The sequence below is a fragment of the uncultured Maribacter sp. genome (genome assembly GCF_947500985.1).
Classification (GTDB): Bacteria; Bacteroidota; Bacteroidia; order Flavobacteriales; family Flavobacteriaceae; genus Maribacter.
On the sequence record NZ_CANMTX010000005.1, the window covers coordinates 55,173 to 74,014 of the forward strand.

19 protein-coding genes are annotated in these 18,842 nt (G+C 34.1%); 13 read left to right on the plus strand and 6 right to left on the minus strand.

From position 1 onward, the window contains the following. Positions 1-32: 32 nt before the first annotated feature. From Q0871_RS12180 to Q0871_RS12195, 4 genes are all read right to left on the minus strand, one after another. Complete coding sequence (locus Q0871_RS12180; protein WP_299323657.1) at positions 33-1,064, minus strand: hypothetical protein; 1,032 nt, start codon at positions 1,062-1,064, stop codon at positions 33-35. Between the two features lie 9 nt (positions 1,065-1,073). Further along, positions 1,074-1,967, minus strand: coding sequence for an SH3 domain-containing protein (locus tag Q0871_RS12185; protein WP_299323660.1), 894 nt, complete (start codon positions 1,965-1,967; stop codon positions 1,074-1,076). Positions 1,968-1,988: 21 nt separating this feature from the next. Beyond that, entirely contained in the window at positions 1,989-2,552 is a 564-nt protein-coding gene (locus Q0871_RS12190) for a hypothetical protein (protein ID WP_299323664.1), read from the minus strand. Positions 2,553-2,787: 235 nt separating this feature from the next. After that, positions 2,788-4,935, minus strand: coding sequence for a VIT domain-containing protein (locus Q0871_RS12195; RefSeq protein WP_299323674.1), 2,148 nt, complete (start codon positions 4,933-4,935; stop codon positions 2,788-2,790). Between the two features lie 195 nt (positions 4,936-5,130). Between Q0871_RS12195 and Q0871_RS12200 the strand changes: the two genes are divergently transcribed. Beyond that, positions 5,131-5,589: a pyridoxamine 5'-phosphate oxidase family protein gene (locus Q0871_RS12200; RefSeq protein WP_299323679.1), complete on the plus strand. Its 459-nt coding sequence runs from the start codon at positions 5,131-5,133 to the stop codon at positions 5,587-5,589. A 156-nt stretch (positions 5,590-5,745) separates the two neighbouring features. Here the strand turns inward: Q0871_RS12200 and Q0871_RS12205 are convergent, their stop codons facing one another. Next, entirely contained in the window at positions 5,746-6,504 is a 759-nt protein-coding gene (locus Q0871_RS12205) for a sigma-70 family RNA polymerase sigma factor (protein ID WP_299323683.1), read from the minus strand. Positions 6,505-6,641: 137 nt separating this feature from the next. Here Q0871_RS12205 and Q0871_RS18755 point away from each other — a divergent pair, with 137 nt between their 5' ends. Continuing rightward, positions 6,642-7,355 carry an HAD-IC family P-type ATPase gene (locus tag Q0871_RS18755; RefSeq protein WP_367275146.1) on the plus strand — a complete coding sequence of 238 codons (714 nt, stop codon included), beginning with the start codon at positions 6,642-6,644 and terminating at the stop codon, positions 7,353-7,355. Beyond that, complete coding sequence (locus Q0871_RS12210) at positions 7,346-9,148, plus strand: cation-translocating P-type ATPase (RefSeq protein WP_367275147.1); 1,803 nt, start codon at positions 7,346-7,348, stop codon at positions 9,146-9,148. The genes Q0871_RS18755 and Q0871_RS12210 overlap by 10 nt, the downstream gene beginning before the upstream one ends. Here the strand turns inward: Q0871_RS12210 and upp are convergent, their stop codons facing one another. Next, positions 9,149-9,802: a uracil phosphoribosyltransferase gene (upp, locus tag Q0871_RS12215; RefSeq protein WP_299323686.1), complete on the minus strand. Its 654-nt coding sequence runs from the start codon at positions 9,800-9,802 to the stop codon at positions 9,149-9,151. Positions 9,803-10,089: 287 nt separating this feature from the next. On the opposite strand from upp, the gene Q0871_RS12220 reads away from it, so the two are divergent. The 10 genes from Q0871_RS12220 (at position 10,090) to Q0871_RS12265 (ending at position 18,795) form a co-directional block, all read left to right on the plus strand. After that, positions 10,090-10,935 (plus strand): universal stress protein, encoded by an 846-nt coding sequence (locus Q0871_RS12220; RefSeq protein ID WP_299323690.1) that lies wholly within the window; start codon positions 10,090-10,092, stop codon positions 10,933-10,935. Positions 10,936-10,951: 16 nt separating this feature from the next. After that, positions 10,952-11,794: a universal stress protein gene (locus tag Q0871_RS12225; RefSeq protein WP_299323695.1), complete on the plus strand. Its 843-nt coding sequence runs from the start codon at positions 10,952-10,954 to the stop codon at positions 11,792-11,794. 34 nt (positions 11,795-11,828) lie between these two features. Continuing rightward, entirely contained in the window at positions 11,829-12,668 is an 840-nt protein-coding gene (locus tag Q0871_RS12230; RefSeq protein ID WP_299323700.1) for a universal stress protein, read from the plus strand. A 285-nt stretch (positions 12,669-12,953) separates the two neighbouring features. Then, entirely contained in the window at positions 12,954-13,787 is an 834-nt protein-coding gene (locus tag Q0871_RS12235) for a universal stress protein (RefSeq protein WP_299323704.1), read from the plus strand. Positions 13,788-13,792: 5 nt separating this feature from the next. Further along, positions 13,793-14,641 (plus strand): universal stress protein, encoded by an 849-nt coding sequence (locus Q0871_RS12240; RefSeq protein ID WP_299323709.1) that lies wholly within the window; start codon positions 13,793-13,795, stop codon positions 14,639-14,641. 64 nt (positions 14,642-14,705) lie between these two features. Continuing rightward, the gene (locus tag Q0871_RS12245; RefSeq protein WP_299323712.1) at positions 14,706-15,545 is read left to right on the plus strand and encodes a universal stress protein; all 840 of its coding nucleotides are present in this window, start codon (positions 14,706-14,708) and stop codon (positions 15,543-15,545) included. A gap of 132 nt (positions 15,546-15,677) precedes the next feature. Then, a complete protein-coding gene (locus Q0871_RS12250; protein ID WP_299323716.1) occupies positions 15,678-16,046 on the plus strand; it encodes a hypothetical protein in 369 nt (122 codons plus the stop codon). Then, a complete protein-coding gene (locus Q0871_RS12255) occupies positions 16,043-16,576 on the plus strand; it encodes a mechanosensitive ion channel domain-containing protein (protein ID WP_299324761.1) in 534 nt (177 codons plus the stop codon). The genes Q0871_RS12250 and Q0871_RS12255 overlap by 4 nt, the downstream gene beginning before the upstream one ends. A gap of 1 nt (position 16,577) precedes the next feature. Further along, on the plus strand, positions 16,578-17,420 hold the full coding sequence (locus Q0871_RS12260) for an ATP cone domain-containing protein (RefSeq protein WP_299323719.1): 843 nt from the start codon (positions 16,578-16,580) through the stop codon (positions 17,418-17,420). Positions 17,421-17,424: 4 nt separating this feature from the next. After that, positions 17,425-18,795, plus strand: coding sequence for an MBL fold metallo-hydrolase RNA specificity domain-containing protein (locus Q0871_RS12265; protein ID WP_299323722.1), 1,371 nt, complete (start codon positions 17,425-17,427; stop codon positions 18,793-18,795). Positions 18,796-18,842: the final 47 nt, after the last annotated feature.

The window sequence follows — 18,842 nt, forward strand, 5'->3', positions numbered from 1 at the left end:
CTATTTTAAGTAATTATCTAACGTTGTTATGCCTATAATATTTGATATAATAAAGGGTCTTGTATGTTTGTGTTTTGGTACTCACTGGTATCATTAGCCTGCAAAATAGGTGCCAATACGCAGAGTACGGTTGTTTTTCCTTTTATTATTAATATATTTCCTTGTACCCTACTTCTCCAACGGAATTTTTCTACCGGAATGTTCAATTTAAACAGTACCTCAGCCATTTCTGGAGATTCTGAAATCCAATCCATAATTGCTTCTTTGTCTTCTAAAGTAGGAATATCGGTAACAGTATCAAAAGTAAACTCCCAATCTACCGGAATATTAAACTTGAAACTATAGGCTTTACCAAATGAAGACTCTTGCCTTGTCTTTAACGCTTTAAACCAATCGATAGCTACATCAGGATATGCTTGTTTAAACTCCTTTGCAAGATACGCAGGTCCTTTAGATTCTGCTGTTGGGTAATACGCGTAGTAGGGTTTTGCCAAATAGTGATCTGCATATTTACCGCCAAATACATTAAAATATGAGGACGCCACTACTTGATCTGCTTTAAACGTATTTTTCAATTCTTGAAGTAAGGGTTGATTTTCCCCTAATCCGCACGAATGAAATATGATTTTAGAACTACTAGCAATGTTATCACACATTGTTTCTATACTATAATCTTGTACTGCATTTTGTAATGTACTTACGGTAATTCGCTCTCCTGTTTTTGTAGTCTTTAAAGACATGCCCAACCAGGCATTGCTATGGCTTACAATGTGTATTTCTTTAAAACGCACTTGATTTTCTCCTGCACTATTTAGATAACTTAAAATCTCATCAATAGCATACAAACTATCTACAATTGGCATTCCTTGCTTTTCAAAATACTGCTTGGCATTGCTATAATAGGTGTTATCACCTTCATCAAAACCAGCAATAAAAACAATAGCTTCTTGTACCATTTCTTTTTTGGTAGGTGAAGCAAGTGCCGCTACCGACTGTTGCGAAAACGGCTTCTTACTACCTAGCATTAGCACACTAACCAATACTATAATTAAACACTTATTCATAATTATTTTTTAAAAGTCTATACTAACTACAGCATCATCCCTAACCTCACGAACTTGTTCTTTTTCTGTCAACTTAGAGCCGTTCCACACATACTTTGTGGTAATGAATTCAACGTTGTTTTGAGCCAATGCATCATCAAGTGTTTTGATGTTTTTTGTTATAGTCGTTTTCAGTAAAATAGTACTCTTAACGCCTTGCATATCCGACGGAAAAACAAAAGACTCGGTCTTTAAGTAATTAATGTCTGCATAATCTATTAAATCCGCCACTTTCTTGAATCTACCATTATTCCAAAACAGGTAGCTCTTACCTACTTGGTAACCTGTGTCTTTATCAGCTAAATCTACTGTAATCACATCTTCTACATTGAACAGACCTAAACTACCGTGGTTTTCAATATGAACCGGAATCGCAGCCAAACTATCTAACACCATTTTGTCTAATTGTTGTCCGTTTTTAAAGGCACGTAATTGGTATTTTACTTCTGTAATACCTGCTTCATTTGTAGCACTGCTTTCATAACCGTATACAAACTTTACTTGGTTGTCCGCAATACTTCCAAAAGATTTCTGAGCGATCATTCCGCCCCAAACCCAGCCGGTTTCATTACCTGTAGTTACTCTGTACCAGTGACTTTTAATTCCATCAATCTCTTTGGCATAAAGGCTCTTTTCCCACAAGACCATTTTAGTACCAATATTAAGTAAGGTTACTTTTTTACTACGTACAGATGGCTTTTCACGAAGAAATACTTTGTGAGCCAATAAGTACTCATAGGTTAATTCTTCTGCAGGAATATCTTTATCCATCACTTCAAATTCTACTTGTTCTATACTTTGGGCGAACATGTTTACAAATGCAAATAAGCATAGGAATAAGGCACTTTTCTTTAAATTTTTCATAATTCTAAATTTTAAGGGTTATTAATAATTAATTGCTGTTATAGCGTCTTCAGTATCAAAATCATCGTCGTTCCAGGCAATGCTTCTAAGTACTTTAATGTCTTTAATAGTAGCTGTTTCTGTGTATTCTAATGCTGCTCTTAGTATGGTTCCTTCTTTACCGAATAATTGGTTAGGAAAAATGTAGTGTATGTCTAAAATAGGCTCGTAGGCATACTCATTCTTTATACTTGGCAGCGCGATAAAATCTTTGTCATTACTTACCAAATAATAGAATTCTTCTGTGCTTGAACAGCAAGCGTTATATTCTAGGGTTACTTTTAAGATTTCATTGATATCTTCTAAATCCGGATTACTTAAAACCGAAATGCGTATTTCATCTAATAAACCGAAATCTGAGATAGATAATGTCGCAACATGACTTTCTGGATTGTTTGATTCGATTACGTCTACCAACCAGGTGTCTTCCTCTTCTTGACCACTACTTCTTTGGTTTGTAATATCGTAGGTATCCGTTAATTGAAACTCCTGTGCATTGGTGATACAAATGCTGAATAAAAAGGCGAATAGGATTAAATTTTTCATATTGTTATTTTTAGTTGTTTTCTTTCTACACTACTAAATTACAGCAGAGACAGCGCTTTTATGAGGGTGTTCTAGTATTCGTAGCACCTCATCTAGAATTCGTTGAAATACCCGTATTTATTCAGATACTATCTGTTCTAACTTGGAATAATAGCAAAAGAAAAACCTGCAAAATGTTACACATCTTACAGGTCTTCTCCTCCTTTCGGAGAACCAACTAACAAAAACTAACTACCTATTTTTTCAGAGTTATGGTCATTTCTTTTTTAACGGATTGTAAACTGATTTTCTCCAATTCTAATAGCATGCTTTCATCCACATTCCAGCTTCCATTCTCTAATTTTTCTACACGTATCACCTTACCTTCTGCATTGAATTTTATGCGCAAGCTTTCATACTTTTCTAAGTACTCGGTTATTAGTTTGGTATACATCACTTTGAACTCCATCGTCAATTGTCTTTTTACATTCTTCTCTATTTCGTTTTCAAAATCTATGCTAAAGGTGCGTTTGAATTTGCTACTTTCTTTTACCTCTGCTTCTGCACCAACGGCTGAATTATTTACATTGTTAGGCATTGGTAACGGTTGCTTCACTTTGGTAAATGAGCCGTCCTCATTTACTATGGCTTCATCTACCGCTACAAAAGAAGTGTAGTTGGTAAGTAGGTTGTATTTCAATCCCAATTCAATTACTTCTGCTTTTACGTCTTCATTGAACAAGTTTTTATAATCATCTAACTCCGCTATTTTCTTTCTTGCCCATAAGTAACGTAATGCTTTGTTCTGCTTACTTAATTGTCCGTCAGATACATTATATACTTCTCTAAATCGCTTCTTGCCTTGGTAACCGGTAACTATAATTTTCCCTTCTGCCTTGCCCCTATATTTTCCATGGATAACAACTGGTCTTGCCGCAAAAACATCTGGTATACTCTTTTGGGCTAGGTCATACATTTCAAAGCCTTTTGCCTCTACTTTTACTCTCGTCAATAATGGTGTAGCAATATATTTAGCAAAGTCTTTGGCTACTTCTGCCGCTTCTTCAGATGTCGTTGCAATAAAGGATTCACTATTAGAAACCTTTGCCATACCTTCTATTAAATACCTATTGACGCTAGAACCGATACCGAAGGTGAATACATTGGCTTTGTCCAAATTTGAGCTGATCAGCTCAAAAGCTTCTTTTTCAACACTTACATAGCCGTCAGTGATAATGACCATTGAACGGGCACTACCCATATCTTTTCTTGGTAATTTATATGCTTCGTGTAGTGCACTTAGTAACTGAGTGCCTCCACCGCCTTGACCATCGGATAAAAAACGAATGGCTGCTTCAATATTCTGCTCGGTCGATTCTACCGGTGTGGGGCTAAAAACAGTTGAACTAGAAGCGAATAACTGAACATTGAAGGTGTCGCTCATTCGTAAATTGCAAAGTAGGTTTCGCATTAATTGTCTTGATACTTCTAAAGGGTATCCGTTCATAGAACCTGATACGTCTACAATAAACAAGTACTCACGTGACGGAATATCATCTAATTCCACATTTTTACTTGGCTCCATTTGATAGGTAAAGAAGTTCTCTTCTTCCCCTTCATACATCAATAACCCCGTTTGTATTTGGTTTCCTCGTAAGTTATAATTCAATATAAAATCTCTGTTCGACGGATTTGTATTCTCTTCGGATAAAAAGACTTCGGCTGTTTTCGCATCAGGATGCTTTACAGTTACTTTATGACTTGTACTGTTTATATTTTGAATGATCATACCAGCATTTAAGGTCACTGTCATATCAAAATCAAAACTATCTGCAATACCCTTTGCCGTGTATGACATATTAAAGCTCTCTTCGTTTTGAGTACTCTCGCCAGTAAATCTCGGACCAACAACACCTGGTGCCACAAACTGATATTCCCCATTTACCGGCACTAATATTTCTGTGTAATAGATATCTATGGCAATTTCATCACCAGGCATAATATTACCCACATTCATTTTAAACACATTGGGTCTATCTTGGTCTAACTTCGCTGCTCGCTTACCTTCGCTCAAAGCCGCTTCATAAACTTCTTGAGCTTCTTGCTTTTCAAATATTTTGGCATTTACAATTCGGTTGCCAATAGTCATCTGCATTTTATGAACCGCTGCCTGTGTAGAAAGCGGAAATATGTATTTAGCTTCTATTGCCCCTGCTCCCTTATTTTGATATATCTGCGTTACCCTAACATGAGCAATAGTACCAGATATTTCAACTTCTGTTTTTGAAGATTTTAAAGGAATAACAGCATCTTCTGTAGATACCAATAAATACGGACTGTCATTATCTTGAGAAAAGCCTGTGAAGATGGTGCAACACAGTAAAAAGGTGTAAAGTAGTTTCATGATCGTAGTTTTAGATTATTATTATTTGAAGTCAAATCTAACTGCGAACTACTCGTAAAATGGGTACCTTTTAGTATTCGTTGGGTATGAACTAGAATTCGTAGTCCACTATAGTTTTTCAACTACTGACGAATATCATGTACCACTAATTCAATGATTTATACTTTTATCTCATCAACAAACAACAATAAGGTCATGAGAAGAAATTTAAATCAACAAGAATGCAAAACATTATTAGCACAGAACTACATTAGTAGACTGGCTTATATTTCTGGCGGATGTCCACATATTGTACCTATCACCTATTTCTATGATGCAGATACCAACACCCTAACAAGCTATTCTTCTGAAGGTCATAAGATTCAAGAAATGAGAAAAAACCCATCTGTGTGTTTATCTATAGATAATATTACCTCTATTTCTAATTGGAAATCTGTGTTGGTTCAAGGCACTTTTGAAGAACTTTCGCGTATTGATGCCAAGCATATGCTACATGAATTCTCTGAGGGCGTTAAAGAAGTAATATCAGATAATTACGGTAAAAACCCTAAATGTATAAGTGAGTTTTCTGCAAAAATAGATACTGAAGAATCGTCTATTGTCTTTCGTATAAAAATCAATGAACTAGCAGGAAAATTAAGGAATACCGACTAGAATACCTTCAAAGTAAATTACCTAAGGGCAAGCCTGGGAGTCATTAAAAGAAAATTTACGTTTGATTTCGAGGCAAGCCTCGGAGCATTCAAATCTCGATTATCGAGTAAAAAATATAAAAAATGCTCTCAAATATTTTTGAGAGCATTTTTATTTTTAATTGCTATCTATGAGAAATCGTTTCTCGAAACTGTTCTTAAGCAGTTGTCTTGCCGACGCCAACAACTCTTCTACCTGCTCTAGTTTTGTTTTACGTATGTCTGCTATTTCTTCAATAGTTAAACCTTCGTTCGTAAAAAGTTCAAATACCGTTCTCATTGGCAGGTTCATTTTATCTAAGACCAATTGTACATGATTATATATACGTTCTTTATCTAATGTAGCATCTAGCTTATCTGCCAATTTCTTTTCTTCCTCCGTTATAAATACATGATTAAGAGAATAGTTGCTTTTATCCAAGGATTTATCATCCATCTCATCTAAAAGTAAGAAATCACCATCGGCATCTTGTGTATAGTTTTCTTCCATAGCATCCCATTCTGGTTTAGAATAGGTATCTATATTATCAAAAAAAACATGATCAAACTCCTCCTCTACCAAACTATCTTCTAATAACTCATCTACTTTTTTAAATAGAAAAACATGCAATTCATTTTCACTTTTTATATCATCGATATTATCATATACCTCTATAAATAGTTGATCGGTAAAATCGCTCGGGTTAAACATACCTTTATTCAGCTTGCCGTTTGCCACGGCCCTATTCAATCTTTTAGAAACGTATCGGTAAATTTGAGGGAGTACCTTTAATAGTTCTTTATTAAAAGATTCTCTATTCTCTTTACGCTTAAACGTAACCAGCTGAGAGTATGTTTCTTTCATTATTATTCTTATATCGTTCATGGCAGTTTCCATAATAGTTTACTTTTAAGATTATTACACTATAAAATTGCAATCTTATAGGCGTAAATCATATGATAAATATCAGTGAGTTACCTAAAGATTTCAGATACTTTAGTAGTTATTAATTTTAATGGAACCAAAACTAGCACATGATCAACCCTACCGACTTTGGAATTGCTGGACTCACAGACCAACAGGTTGATGCTTCTAAAAAAGAACATGGCTTAAATTCTTTTAATTATAAGAAAGAAAATAGCTTTTTAAATGCCTTAAAAAGCATTGCTAAAGAGCCCATGGTTATATTGTTACTTATAGCTTCATCTATATATTTCATAACCGGTAATTGGGGTGATGGCGTTTTCTTGGCTTCTGCCATTGTTCTTGTTGGCTCCATATCGCTATATCAAGATTCTAGAAGTAGAAAGGCTTTAGAAAATCTCGAAAACATTACCCACCCAAAAAGCAAGGTCATACGTAATGGTGCCGTTGTAGAAATTAATAGCCAAGATATTGTTGTTGGTGATTTTCTTATGGTTGAAGAAGGTACTACCATTTCTGCGGATGGCGTTATAGTTCACTCAAATGATTTTTCTGTAAATGAATCCATATTAACCGGCGAATCACTTTCTGTATATAAGGACGCCACAAGTACAGATAATTTAATTTTTACAGGAAGTACCGTTGCTAGCGGATTGGCAATTGCCCAAATTACAGCAATTGGCAACTTAACTAAACTGGGGGAAATAGGCAAAAGCCTTGAAGACATCACCGAAGAAAAAACACCTTTGGAACTGAAGATTTTCAACTTCGTAAAATTAATGTCCATCTGGGGCGGCGTTATATTTCTACTCGTTTGGGAATAAATTACCTGCGTTCTGGTATTGTACTCGACAGTTTACTTAAGGCATTGACCTTAGCCATGAGTATTTTACCTGAAGAAATTCCTGTAGCATTTACCACTTTCATGGCATTAGGTGCGTGGCGATTAATGAAAATGGGAATCGTTGTAAAACAGATGAAGACCGTTGAAACCTTAGGTAGTGCAACTGTTATTTGTACTGATAAAACTGGCACTATTACCCAAAACAAAATGGCTTTAGCCAAACTGTTCACATTAAAGACCGGTAACATAGTAAACACTAAAGATATTTTAGGCGATAATGAAAAAGAGCTTATAACTACTTCTATGTGGGCAAGTGAACCAATACCATTTGACCCTATGGAAATTGCCATACATAATGCATATGGTACCTTAACAGATAACGATGAGCGCCCCAATTATAAAATGGTTCATGAATACCCCTTAGGTGGTAAACCGCCAATGATGACCCATGTTTTCCAGGATGATGAGGGCAACCAAATCATTGCCGCTAAAGGTGCGCCTGAAGCTATTATAGCAGTAGCCAATCTTACTACTTCTGAAATTGAAATGATACAAAACACACTTACCGAATTAGGTAAAGATGGGTATAGAATGCTTGCCGTGGGCATGGCGATATTTGAAGGAGAAGATTACCCAAAAGAGCAACAAGATTTTAAATTTGATTTTAAGGGAATTATCGCCTTCTACGACCCACCAAAAGAAAATATTTCACAAGTACTGAAGGACTTTGATAGTGCTGGCATACAAGTGAAACTGGTTACTGGTGATAATGCTAATACCGCTATGGCAATCGCCAAACAAATCAATTTTAAAGGATACGAAAAATGTATTTCTGGCGATGAGTTAATGCAACTAACAGATACCGAATTACAAGAAAAAGTAAAGCACATCAACGTATTCTCTAGAATGTTCCCCGATGCGAAACTGAGAATTGTAAATGCATTAAAGAAAAACAATGAAGTTGTTGCCATGACCGGTGATGGTGTAAACGACGGTCCTGCTTTAAAGGCTTCACATATTGGTATTGCCATGGGTAAAAAAGGCACCGAAATTGCCAAGCAAGCGGCATCCCTTATTTTGGTTGATGATGACCTATCTAGAATGGTTGATGCCGTTGCCATGGGTAGAAAAATATACACCAACTTGAAAAAGGCTATTCAGTATATAATTTCTATACACATACCCATCATTCTTACTGTATTTATACCCTTGGCGTTACGGTGGATATATCCAAATATATTTTCACCCTCCCATGTTATTATTTTAGAATTGATTATGGGTCCCACCTGCTCTATTATCTTTGAAAATGAACCTCTAGAGAAAAATCTTATGTTCAAAAAACCCAGACCTTTTTCAACTACTTTCTTTAACTATAAAGAACTAACTACAAGTGTTATACAAGGTTTAGCAATAACTATTGGTGCATTAACAATTTATCAATATACAGTGGCTGTTGGGTTCTCTGAGAATACGACTAGAACTATGGTTTTTACGATGTTAATAGTCGCCAATATCTTTTTGACTTTGGTCAATCGTTCTTTCTATTATTCCATATTTACAACCTTGAAATACAAGAATAATTTGGTTCCGCTAATTATAGGTCTAACTATCATTCTTTCCTTAGCGATAATCTATATACCTATGTTAGCCACCTTTTTTGAATTTGAAAGTCTAACGCTATCTCAGTTAGGTTTGACCATTCTTATAGGTGCCATCTCCGTTCTTTGGTACGAATTTGTAAAAGCAGCAAAACGTACTAAGAAAAAGGTATAATTATAGCTTTTCGCCATATGCTAAATCACCAGCATCGCCTATACCTGGTATAATATAACCGCGAGCATTCAGTTCTGGATCTACTGCGGCAATCCATAAATGAGTATCAGTTGGGAAAACACTTTTTACAAAGTCAATACCTAGTTGAGAGCCTATAACAGAGACAATATGAATTTGTTTAGGAGTGCCATGTTTTTTTAAACCTTCCAATACATTTTCTAAGGTTCTGCCTGTTGCTAACATAGGATCTGTAAGTACAAGTACTTTACCTTCTAAAGATGGTGCCGCAAAATAGTCCACAATCACTTCAAAATTATCTTCATCACCTTCATGTTTTCTGAATGCGGATATGAATCCGTTTTCTGCAGTATCAAAATAGTTTAAAAGTCCTTGGTGCAGTGGTAAACCTGCTCTTAATATAGAACATATAACTACTTGATCTTGGATTAAGTGCATAGATTTATTTCCAAGCGGAGTTTCTATATTTTTAGAATTATAAGCAAGCTCTTTACTAAATTCATAACCTAAAATTTCTCCTATACGCTCAATATTTCTACGAAAGCGCATTGCATCTTTTTGTATATGCGTGTCTCGTATTTCTGAAATAAACTGATTGAGAACTGAATTTTCGTCGCCTAAATTATGAATGATCATGAATGCAATATTTTAATTCTAAGGTACTGCTTTCAAAAATAAAACTTGTCATTATGAATATGGCTATTAATGACCTCATGTTTTATAAAAATATAATGAAATAGTGGACGACAATATATTCCCCATACCCTCTTCACCTAGATTTACGATTGTCTTTCTTTTTATTAAAATATTGAAAATTAACGTCTTAAAAGTAAAAGTTATGTTTTGCTTTTACTCCTCATGATATTTATCATAGGTTTTTTTCACACCCTCCAATACTTTTAAAGTATCAATAATAGAAAGCTATGAAAAATATTCTCATTCCTACAGATTTCTCGAGCAATGCAGATCACGCGATTGCATATGCCCTTAATATTTTTAAGTGTGAGCGTACCAATTTTTACTTTATACATGCATATGCAGATGAAGTATATGGACCTTATCATAAGGTAGACAAGGATACATTCGACAAACAAAAAAATAGTATTGCCGATGAATCTGAGAATAAATTACAAAAGCTTGTTGCCGATACGCAAACAAAAACGCACAACCCGCTTCATAAATACGAGGCAATTTCATCTTTTGAATCTTTGGTTGATGCCATTAACGATTTTGCCGATTCAAATAATATCGACTTAATAATTATGGGTACCAAAGGTAAAACCGCCAGTTCTAAAATCACCTTTGGTAGTAATACCGTACAAGTGTTCAAGTATGTAAAATGTCCGGTTTTGGCTGTACCTGATCAATACGATTATAGTCAACCTAAGAAAATACTTTTCCCTAGTAACTACATGCTTCCTTATAAACGTCGAGAATTAAAACTGTTAGATATTATGGCAGGAGAATTCAAAGCAGAAGTTCTGAGCTTGTACATCTCTGATTTTGAAGATTTAAGCCTTAGACAACTAGATAACAAAAAATTCTTAGAAGAGTCATTGCCAAATGCTAGGTTGTCATTCGTAAGAACTGGAGTACATAATAGGGCAAATGCGATTACCGAATATATTAAAGAGAATGATATCGATTTACTAGTAATGGTAAACTCAAGACATTCGTTTTTAGAAGATTTACTGTACCAATCTACTATTGATGAAATTGGTCTTTCACCTACTATTCCGTTTTTAGTATTGCAAAACCTACCCCGCTAACTAAAGTTATTCTACTATGAAAAAGATACTCATTACTACAGATTTCTCAGATAATGCCTGGAACGCCATTTTTACAGCATTAAAAATATACACAGAAGTAGATTGTCATTTTTACTTATTGCATGCTTATGAACCTACACCTTTAAATTTAATGGGTTCTAAAAGCCAACAAAGGTTGGGTGTTATATATGATTCACTTTCAAAAAACTCTGTAGATGAACTAGAAGAAGTACTCTCATATCTTAAAATAAACCACAAAAATCCAAAGCATCAATTTACAGCACTTTCTAAACCAGGTAATTTAGAAGATTCAGTAGAAGCCGTTTTGGACGAGAATGATATTGATATATTGATTATGGGTACGCAAGGTGCAACAGGCGCCAAAGAAGTTTTCTTAGGCAGTAACACTGTTAAGATATTAAATCTTATAACAAGCACACCCATTCTTGTGGTACCTACCGGTTTTAACTTTCAAAGTCTAAAAACACTATTTTTTGCAACTGATTTTAGTGCCCCTTACAAGAAAAATTTATTTGACTCTATTATTCAGCTTACCAAAATTTGGAATGCTAGTATTGAAGTGGTTCACGTAGCCATAGAATTTAATTTAAATGATCATCAAGAAGCACATAAAGAAGTTTTAAAAGAACGGTTGTCTGGATTTGATATTAAATTCAAGAACATACCTTTTGAAATCAATACTTCTAAAAGTATTGACACATATACCGAAGACAAAGATGATAGCTTCTTAGCTATACTACGCCATCAACATACTTTTTGGGAAAAAGTTATTGGTGAGGCAGTTGTAAAAAAGATTGCATTTCATTCTAAAATACCGGTCTTATTCTTACCCCAATAGCGCCGCATCTTTTCTAATACTTTAAACTATTATAATGAAAAATATATTAATCCCTACAGATTTCTCTGATAATGCCTGGAACGCATTGGTTTACGGAATTTCCTTTTTCAAAAAGACACACTGTACCTTTCATATTGTTCACGTTAATGCCATTGATACCAACGTTAGTGGTGAAGCTGCAATGTACATAGCACCAGATATTTTAGAATCCACAATATTGGCAGAAAGTAGAGAACAACTTAAGGCCCTTAGTCAAAAAATAGAACAATTACCATTAAATGTAAAGCATGAATTTCATTTTAAAGCTATCTATGGTTTTTTAACTGATCAGCTTAAAGATTTGGTCAAAAAAAAGAGTATTGAACTTATAATTATGGGTACAAAAGGGGCTTCTGGTCTTAAATCTGTGTCTATGGGTAGTAATACCGGTAATGTTATTACAAAAGTGCCTTGCACACTAATGGCTGTACCAGAAGATGCTACCTATGAAAAAATTGAAGAAATTGGTTTTCCGTCTGATTTAAATTTAGCTTATGATGTAAGAATACTAGATACCATTAAAGATATTATTCTCTTGAAAAAATCTGCATTAAGATTGTTGTATGTATCTAGCAAAGGAGAAGAACTAAACGCCAATCAAATAAAAATAAAAAACTTATTACTTGACTATTATAAAGAAACGGAATGTACTTTTCATGAAGTTACCGGCAAGCATATAGATGAGTCCGTTCAATGTTTTACAGAAAGTAGAAATCTAGATATGTTGATAATGGTCGCCAAAAACCTTAATTTTTTAGAGCGTATTCTATTTAGACCTACTGTTGAAAAAATTAGCTACCATACCAAAGTGCCTTTTTTAGTCATTCACGAATAATATGCAACAGCTAAAATAAAAGAATCATAAATGTTCTTTTATGGCTATTCTTATATTTTCAACTGGCATTAAATCTGTATGTCGCAAAGGGGTGTACCGTTACTAAAGAATATTAAAGCGGGTAGACCTGTTATTTTATATCATTTTACCATTCCATACCTCGTGAGCTTACCCAAGGTTGATTACTATTTAATAATAGCTATTAATAAAATCTTCCCTGATGACGAATATCATACTATTTGTAATCTTCTCTGATTACTTTTAAAATATCAAAATTATAGTACTATGACACGTATTTTATTACCCACAGATTTCTCTAAAAATTCTCTAACGGCAATACATTATGCGCTGAAATTGTATAAAGATTTAAAATGTACTTTTTATCTTTTAAATAGTTACATGCCGCCTGTATACCATACCGAATATTTAATGGGGAGTCCGGCACAAATAGGTCTTGGAGATATTGTACAACAGAACTCTCTAGACAACCTTAAAAACCTGAAGAAAAAATTGCAAAAAGAGTTTGAAAATCCTTTACATACCTTCATTACACATTCTGCTCTAAATGTACTGTCTAGCGAAGTTACCAGAACTGTAGAAGCTGAAGGTATAGATATTGTTGTAATGGGAACACAAGGTGCTACTGGTGCACAAGAAATATTATTGGGTACCAATACGGTGCATGTTATTAAAAATGCTAAATGCCCTGTTTTAATCATACCATCTGGTTTTGAATTTGAAGTACCAGAGCAAATACTTTTTCCTAATGATTTTGAAGTATCGCTAAATAAAAAGAGCTTGGCACAATTGCTAAAAATTACCAATTCTCATGTATCGCAGGTAAATGTCATGCATGTATATACTGGTAATGACCTTACTCTTGTTCAAGAAAATAATAAAAAACAATTAGGTAAAGTACTATCTGAAAGCGGATTTTTTCATGAAGTAAGTAGTAACGAGATTATTGCAGCGATAAATGAATTTCAGATAAAGCAAAAAATAAATTTGTTAGTCATGGTACAAAACAAGCATACCTTTTTAGAACGCTTGTTTATTGAGCCCGTAATTAAGAAAATAGGCTTTCATGTTACAGTACCATTTTTAGTAATTCCACAATAAAAACTATGAAAATTAAAAACATACTTGTAGCAACAGATTTTTCTAATGAAGCCTATAACGCGCTGTTTTATGCTACCAAAATTTTTGCATCAACGGCATGTACATTTCATATAGTTCATGCCTATGATGATATTGTTCTGAGTGCAAAAAATGCGCTATTTACAGGTCAGAAAGAGATGGAGCATTTACAAAACCTATCTCAAGAAAACTTAACAAAAACAGCACATAAAATTGTACTTGACACTGGTAATAAAATACATAAATTCGATACCATTTCTAGTAATGGTAGTCTTGCCAGTGTAATTTCTAAAACGATAGATACTCATGACATCGATTTGGTGGTAATGGGCAACAAAGGTAAAACGGGCCCCAAAGAATTATTTATGGGCAGCAATACCATACAAATTGCAAATACTATTACTACATGCCCTATTCTGGCCATACCTAGAGAAATCGCCTTTAAACCTATTGAAGAAATCGCTTTTGTTACCGACTATAAAAAGGGTTGTACTAAAAGCTCTATTTCTACGCTATTAGACATCGCATCAATTTCAGATGCATCTGTTGCAGTTCTGCATATTAATGAAGAGGAAGTAATGACTTCTAAACAGCTATCTAATCAAAAACTATTAGATACCTGCTTACTGAAAACACCGCACAGCTATGATGAGATTTGGAACTATGCCGATAGGGCAAATGTTATTCAAGATTTCATAGTCGAAAGAGAGATAAATATGTTGGCAATGGCATATCATAGAAGAAAATTCTTTGAACGTTTTTTACATGAGCCCGTAATTATGGATTTAAGTATTTATGCCACTATTCCGTTTCTAATTCTACCGGTACAAGACTGATATTTATCATTGTAATTCAATTAACTAGACAATATATTTATAGAACAATCTAAATCATTTAACAATGAATAAGCGTATTTTAATACCTACAGATTTCTCTAAAAATGCCTTAAATGCAATTAGATACACCATTGATTTATATGCTAAACTAAACTGTGATTTCTATTTTTTGAACGTATTCAGTTTTGATAAATACACAACTAATAATTTAAGTATACCAGAAGAAGGTAGTGCTGTATTTGAACAAGCTAAGGAGGATTGCGAAAATAACTTTGTAAAGCTTCTAGATACCTTAGCATTGCACCCAGACAACCTCAAGCACAATTATTACATTGAATCATCTTATAGTTTTCTTTCTGAAGCTATACAGAAAATTATTACTGAAAAAGATATTGATTTAGTTGCCATGGGAACCAAAGGTGCTACAGGATCAAAAGGTGTTCTATTTGGTAGTAATACAGTTATGACTATGGAAAAAATAAGGGAATGCCCCGTATTGGCTATACCCGAACATGTATCTTTTATGTGTCCTAAAGAGATTGTTTTTCCGACAGATTTTAAAGACGCTTATAAACGATCGGAGTTTAGATACCTTATAGAATTGGCTAAAATGCATAATGCTGAAATTGCCATATTACATCTAGAAAAGAATAAAGAACTTACTGAAACCCAACTAAGCAATAAGCAATTATTATCATCAATATTAAGTGAGACTGCACACCAATTTCACACACTTACCGAAAAGAATTTGGGTAAAGGTATACAGAGCTTTGTTGAAAGTAGAGAAAGTGATATGGTGTCTTTCATAAACCGTAAACATTTCTTTTTTGGTAATGTTTTCTCTAGACCCTTAATTAAAGAAATTGGTTATGATAGTGATGTACCTATTCTAGCATTACATTAATATGTTTCTAGAATTGATACGTACCTACAAATAAAATTATTATAAATTATTTTAGACATCTTTGGTTGGTTGATGTCTAAAGTTAAACCGTCAAAGAATTCGCTTCATTGGCGGTTTTTTTAAATAATCTATATGGATACATTTTCGAGCTTATTAGAGAATACAACGCTAATTAAAATGGTTAAGTTAATTGCGTGGATACTATTTATAGTTTTCATTATCAGCTTTGTAAGAAAAACACTTAAAAAAAGAATTGAAGATGTTTCTATTAGATACAAAGCACAAAAAAGTGTTGAAATTGTTGGCTATGTACTTATAATCTTCTTAGTTCTAATGGCATTTACAGTCGACAGTTTTAAAGATTACACCATAATTATCGGCTTATTTACTGCTGGTATTACCTTCACCTTACAAGAACTGATATTAAGCATCGCAGGTTTTTTTATATTTTTTTCGTTCGCGTATATAAACCTGGTGATCGTATTGAAATCAATAATATAAAAGGTGATGTTATTGATATTGACAGTATTTACACCACTATTATGGAAATGGGAGAATGGGTTAGCAGTGACAACTATTCGGGTAGAATTGTAAAAATTAGTAATGCTTTTGTTTTTAAAGGTCTAATTAAGAATTACTCGATGGATTTTCCTTTCGTTTGGGACGAACTGAACATTCTCATCACTTGTGGTTCTGATACTGAACTTGCCAAAACTCTTATGCTTAATACCGCCAATGAATTTCTATCTGATTACACAGAAAAATCGAAAGCCAAATGGCAACAAATGGTAGCTCATTATTATATAGAAGATGCAACGATTGAACCGACGATAGCCATGAATCTTACCGATAATTGGATACAATTAAATCTAAGATATATAACAGATTATAAAAGAAGAAGAAATACAAAACAGACGTTATTTCAACATATAGAAAAAGCGATTTCTAATACAAATGGTAAAGTAACCCTAGCTTCTACTACATTACAATTACTAGAGGTACCACCGCTTAATGTTAAGCTAAAAAAGTAATATGGATACTAAAGAATCTATTGACATTATAAAATCTTCTGGGCAGAAAATGAAGTTCTCGTTAGACAAACTTCGTAAGTCTCTTAAGCATAGTGGAGCTAACCATGAACTGGTAGAAGAAATTGTCAGCAAGGTATATGATGAACTTTTTGAAGGTATTACCTCTAGTGAAATCTATAATAGAGCGTATTCGCTGCTTAAAAAAAACAAGTCCGTTTTCGCCTCTAAATACAAACTCAAAAAAGCAATCTATGAATTGGGACCGACCGGTTTTCCATTTGAACGTTTTATAGCCGCTATATTGCAATATTCAGGTTATGAAGTTGAAGTAGACATCGTAGTAAATGGAGCATGCGTTACCCATGAAATTGATGTTATTGCAGAAAAAAATGGTTCGGCAACTCTTATAGAATGTAAATTCCATAATGAAGAGGGGCGTAATTGCAACGTTAAAATTCCGCTATATATCCATTCTAGATATAATGATGTAAAAGCACATTGGGTTACGAACAAAAAAAACAAACCGTTGAATAAAGGTTGGGTAGTTACCAATACTAGGTTCACGCAAGATGCCTTAACCTACGGTAAATGTGCAGACCTCTATCTTTTAAGTTGGGATTTTCCAAAAGACGACGGACTAAAAGACAGAATTGATAGGCTTGGTCTCTACCCTATTACAGTTGCTAGCTTGTTATCTAAAAGAGAAAAACAATTTCTATTAAGCAGAAATGTGGTACTGTGTAGACAACTCGTTAAAGACAAATTTTATCTGGATCACCTTGGCATTTCTACAAATCGTAAATCAAAGATTTTAGACGAATTCTCACAACTTTGTAAATCTTAATAGTATGAAAAAAGTACGTATTAAATTTTTAGGCGCTTCTGGTACGGTTACAGGTTCTAAATTTTATTTAGAAACTCCTGAACTGAACATTATGATAGATTGTGGCATGTTTCAAGGTCTTAAAGAATTACGTGAAAAAAATTGGGAGCCCCTATCTATAGATGCTAGTAAAATAAATGTGGTATTGTTAACGCATGGTCACCTAGACCACACCGGGTACTTACCACGATTGGTAAAAGAAGGTTTTGAAGGAGATATCATAGGCACCTACCCTACCTCATCTGTTGCTCGTGTTATTTTACTTGACAGTGCCAAAATTCAAGAAGAGCAAGCAAAAAAAGCAAATGAAGAAGGCTTTTCTAAACACCCTAAAGCACTACCTTTTTATAATATTATAGAAGCTGAAAAAACCATTAAATTATTCTCAGGGAGAAAAAGAGATAAATGGTTTCAACTTTCAGAAAACATTAGATTCAAATTCAGATATAACGGCCATATCATTGGTTCTACTTTTATTGAATTGGAGATATTCGGAAAAATGTTCGTTTTCTCTGGTGATGTTGGTAGGTTGAACGATGAACTTTTAATGGTTCCCGAAAGACCAGAATGGGCTGACTATTTGTTTTTAGAAAGTACCTATGGCAACAAACTACATCCTAAAGAAAATATCACTGAAATTTTAAGTGATTTGGTTCAAAAAACTATTAATGACCGTGGTACGTTGATTATACCTTCTTTTGCCGTTGAAAGATTACAATTGCTAATGTTCTTGTTTTGGGATTTATTTAAAAAGAACAAAATACCCAACATACCCATTTTTATAGACAGCCCAATGGGTAGTAATGTTTTAGAGGTATTTGGGCAATTTACAGATTGGCATAAGCTTAGTCAAACCGATTTTAAAGCTATGTGCAATCACTTTACCATTACATCATCATACGCAGACACTTGGAAAACTATTGACGACCCAAGACCTAAAATTGTAATTGCAGGTAGCGGCATGGTTACTGGCGGCCGCGTACTCACCTATTTAAAACAGTTGATAGATGAACCCAAAACAAAGGTTCTATTAGTTGGTTACCAAGCAGAAGGTACTCGTGGTAGACAATTGTTAGAGGGTACGCATGAACTTAAGCTCTTTGGTAAATACTACCCTGTAAAAGCTAGTATTCATTTTATAGAAAGTCTTTCTGCTCATGCAGACCAAGCAGAACTTCTTCATTTTATAGATGGTATTAAAAATACCCCGGAAAATGTTTTTCTAATTCATGGTGAACCAGGCGCCTTAGATGCTTTTAAAGTAAAAATAAGAGATACCAAAGGTTGGAACTGCCATATACCCAAATTAGAAGAAACGATAGATTTGCTTGTATAGTAGCCATTACTACTATAATTTGCTAAGTACATGGACTGACAATGGTC

What these genes read in the sequence shown, in the direction of transcription:
- upp (WP_299323686.1), bottom strand. Translation starts at nt 9,802, where the DNA reads ATGATCATTCATAATTTAGGCGACGAAAATTCAGTTCTCAATCAGTTT.
- Q0871_RS12260 (WP_299323719.1), top strand. Translation starts at nt 16,578, where the DNA reads ATGGATACTAAAGAATCTATTGACATTATAAAATCTTCTGGGCAGAAA.
- Q0871_RS12195 (WP_299323674.1), bottom strand. Translation starts at nt 4,935, where the DNA reads ATGAAACTACTTTACACCTTTTTACTGTGTTGCACCATCTTCACAGGC.
- Q0871_RS12245 (WP_299323712.1), top strand. Translation starts at nt 14,706, where the DNA reads ATGAATAAGCGTATTTTAATACCTACAGATTTCTCTAAAAATGCCTTA.
- Q0871_RS12265 (WP_299323722.1), top strand. Translation starts at nt 17,425, where the DNA reads ATGAAAAAAGTACGTATTAAATTTTTAGGCGCTTCTGGTACGGTTACA.
- Q0871_RS18755 (WP_367275146.1), top strand. Translation starts at nt 6,642, where the DNA reads ATGATCAACCCTACCGACTTTGGAATTGCTGGACTCACAGACCAACAG.
- Q0871_RS12200 (WP_299323679.1), top strand. Translation starts at nt 5,131, where the DNA reads ATGAGAAGAAATTTAAATCAACAAGAATGCAAAACATTATTAGCACAG.
- Q0871_RS12185 (WP_299323660.1), bottom strand. Translation starts at nt 1,967, where the DNA reads ATGAAAAATTTAAAGAAAAGTGCCTTATTCCTATGCTTATTTGCATTT.
- Q0871_RS12180 (WP_299323657.1), bottom strand. Translation starts at nt 1,064, where the DNA reads ATGAATAAGTGTTTAATTATAGTATTGGTTAGTGTGCTAATGCTAGGT.
- Q0871_RS12220 (WP_299323690.1), top strand. Translation starts at nt 10,090, where the DNA reads ATGAAAAATATTCTCATTCCTACAGATTTCTCGAGCAATGCAGATCAC.
- Q0871_RS12205 (WP_299323683.1), bottom strand. Translation starts at nt 6,504, where the DNA reads ATGGAAACTGCCATGAACGATATAAGAATAATAATGAAAGAAACATAC.
- Q0871_RS12240 (WP_299323709.1), top strand. Translation starts at nt 13,793, where the DNA reads ATGAAAATTAAAAACATACTTGTAGCAACAGATTTTTCTAATGAAGCC.
- Q0871_RS12225 (WP_299323695.1), top strand. Translation starts at nt 10,952, where the DNA reads ATGAAAAAGATACTCATTACTACAGATTTCTCAGATAATGCCTGGAAC.
- Q0871_RS12230 (WP_299323700.1), top strand. Translation starts at nt 11,829, where the DNA reads ATGAAAAATATATTAATCCCTACAGATTTCTCTGATAATGCCTGGAAC.
- Q0871_RS12235 (WP_299323704.1), top strand. Translation starts at nt 12,954, where the DNA reads ATGACACGTATTTTATTACCCACAGATTTCTCTAAAAATTCTCTAACG.
- Q0871_RS12250 (WP_299323716.1), top strand. Translation starts at nt 15,678, where the DNA reads ATGGATACATTTTCGAGCTTATTAGAGAATACAACGCTAATTAAAATG.
- Q0871_RS12190 (WP_299323664.1), bottom strand. Translation starts at nt 2,552, where the DNA reads ATGAAAAATTTAATCCTATTCGCCTTTTTATTCAGCATTTGTATCACC.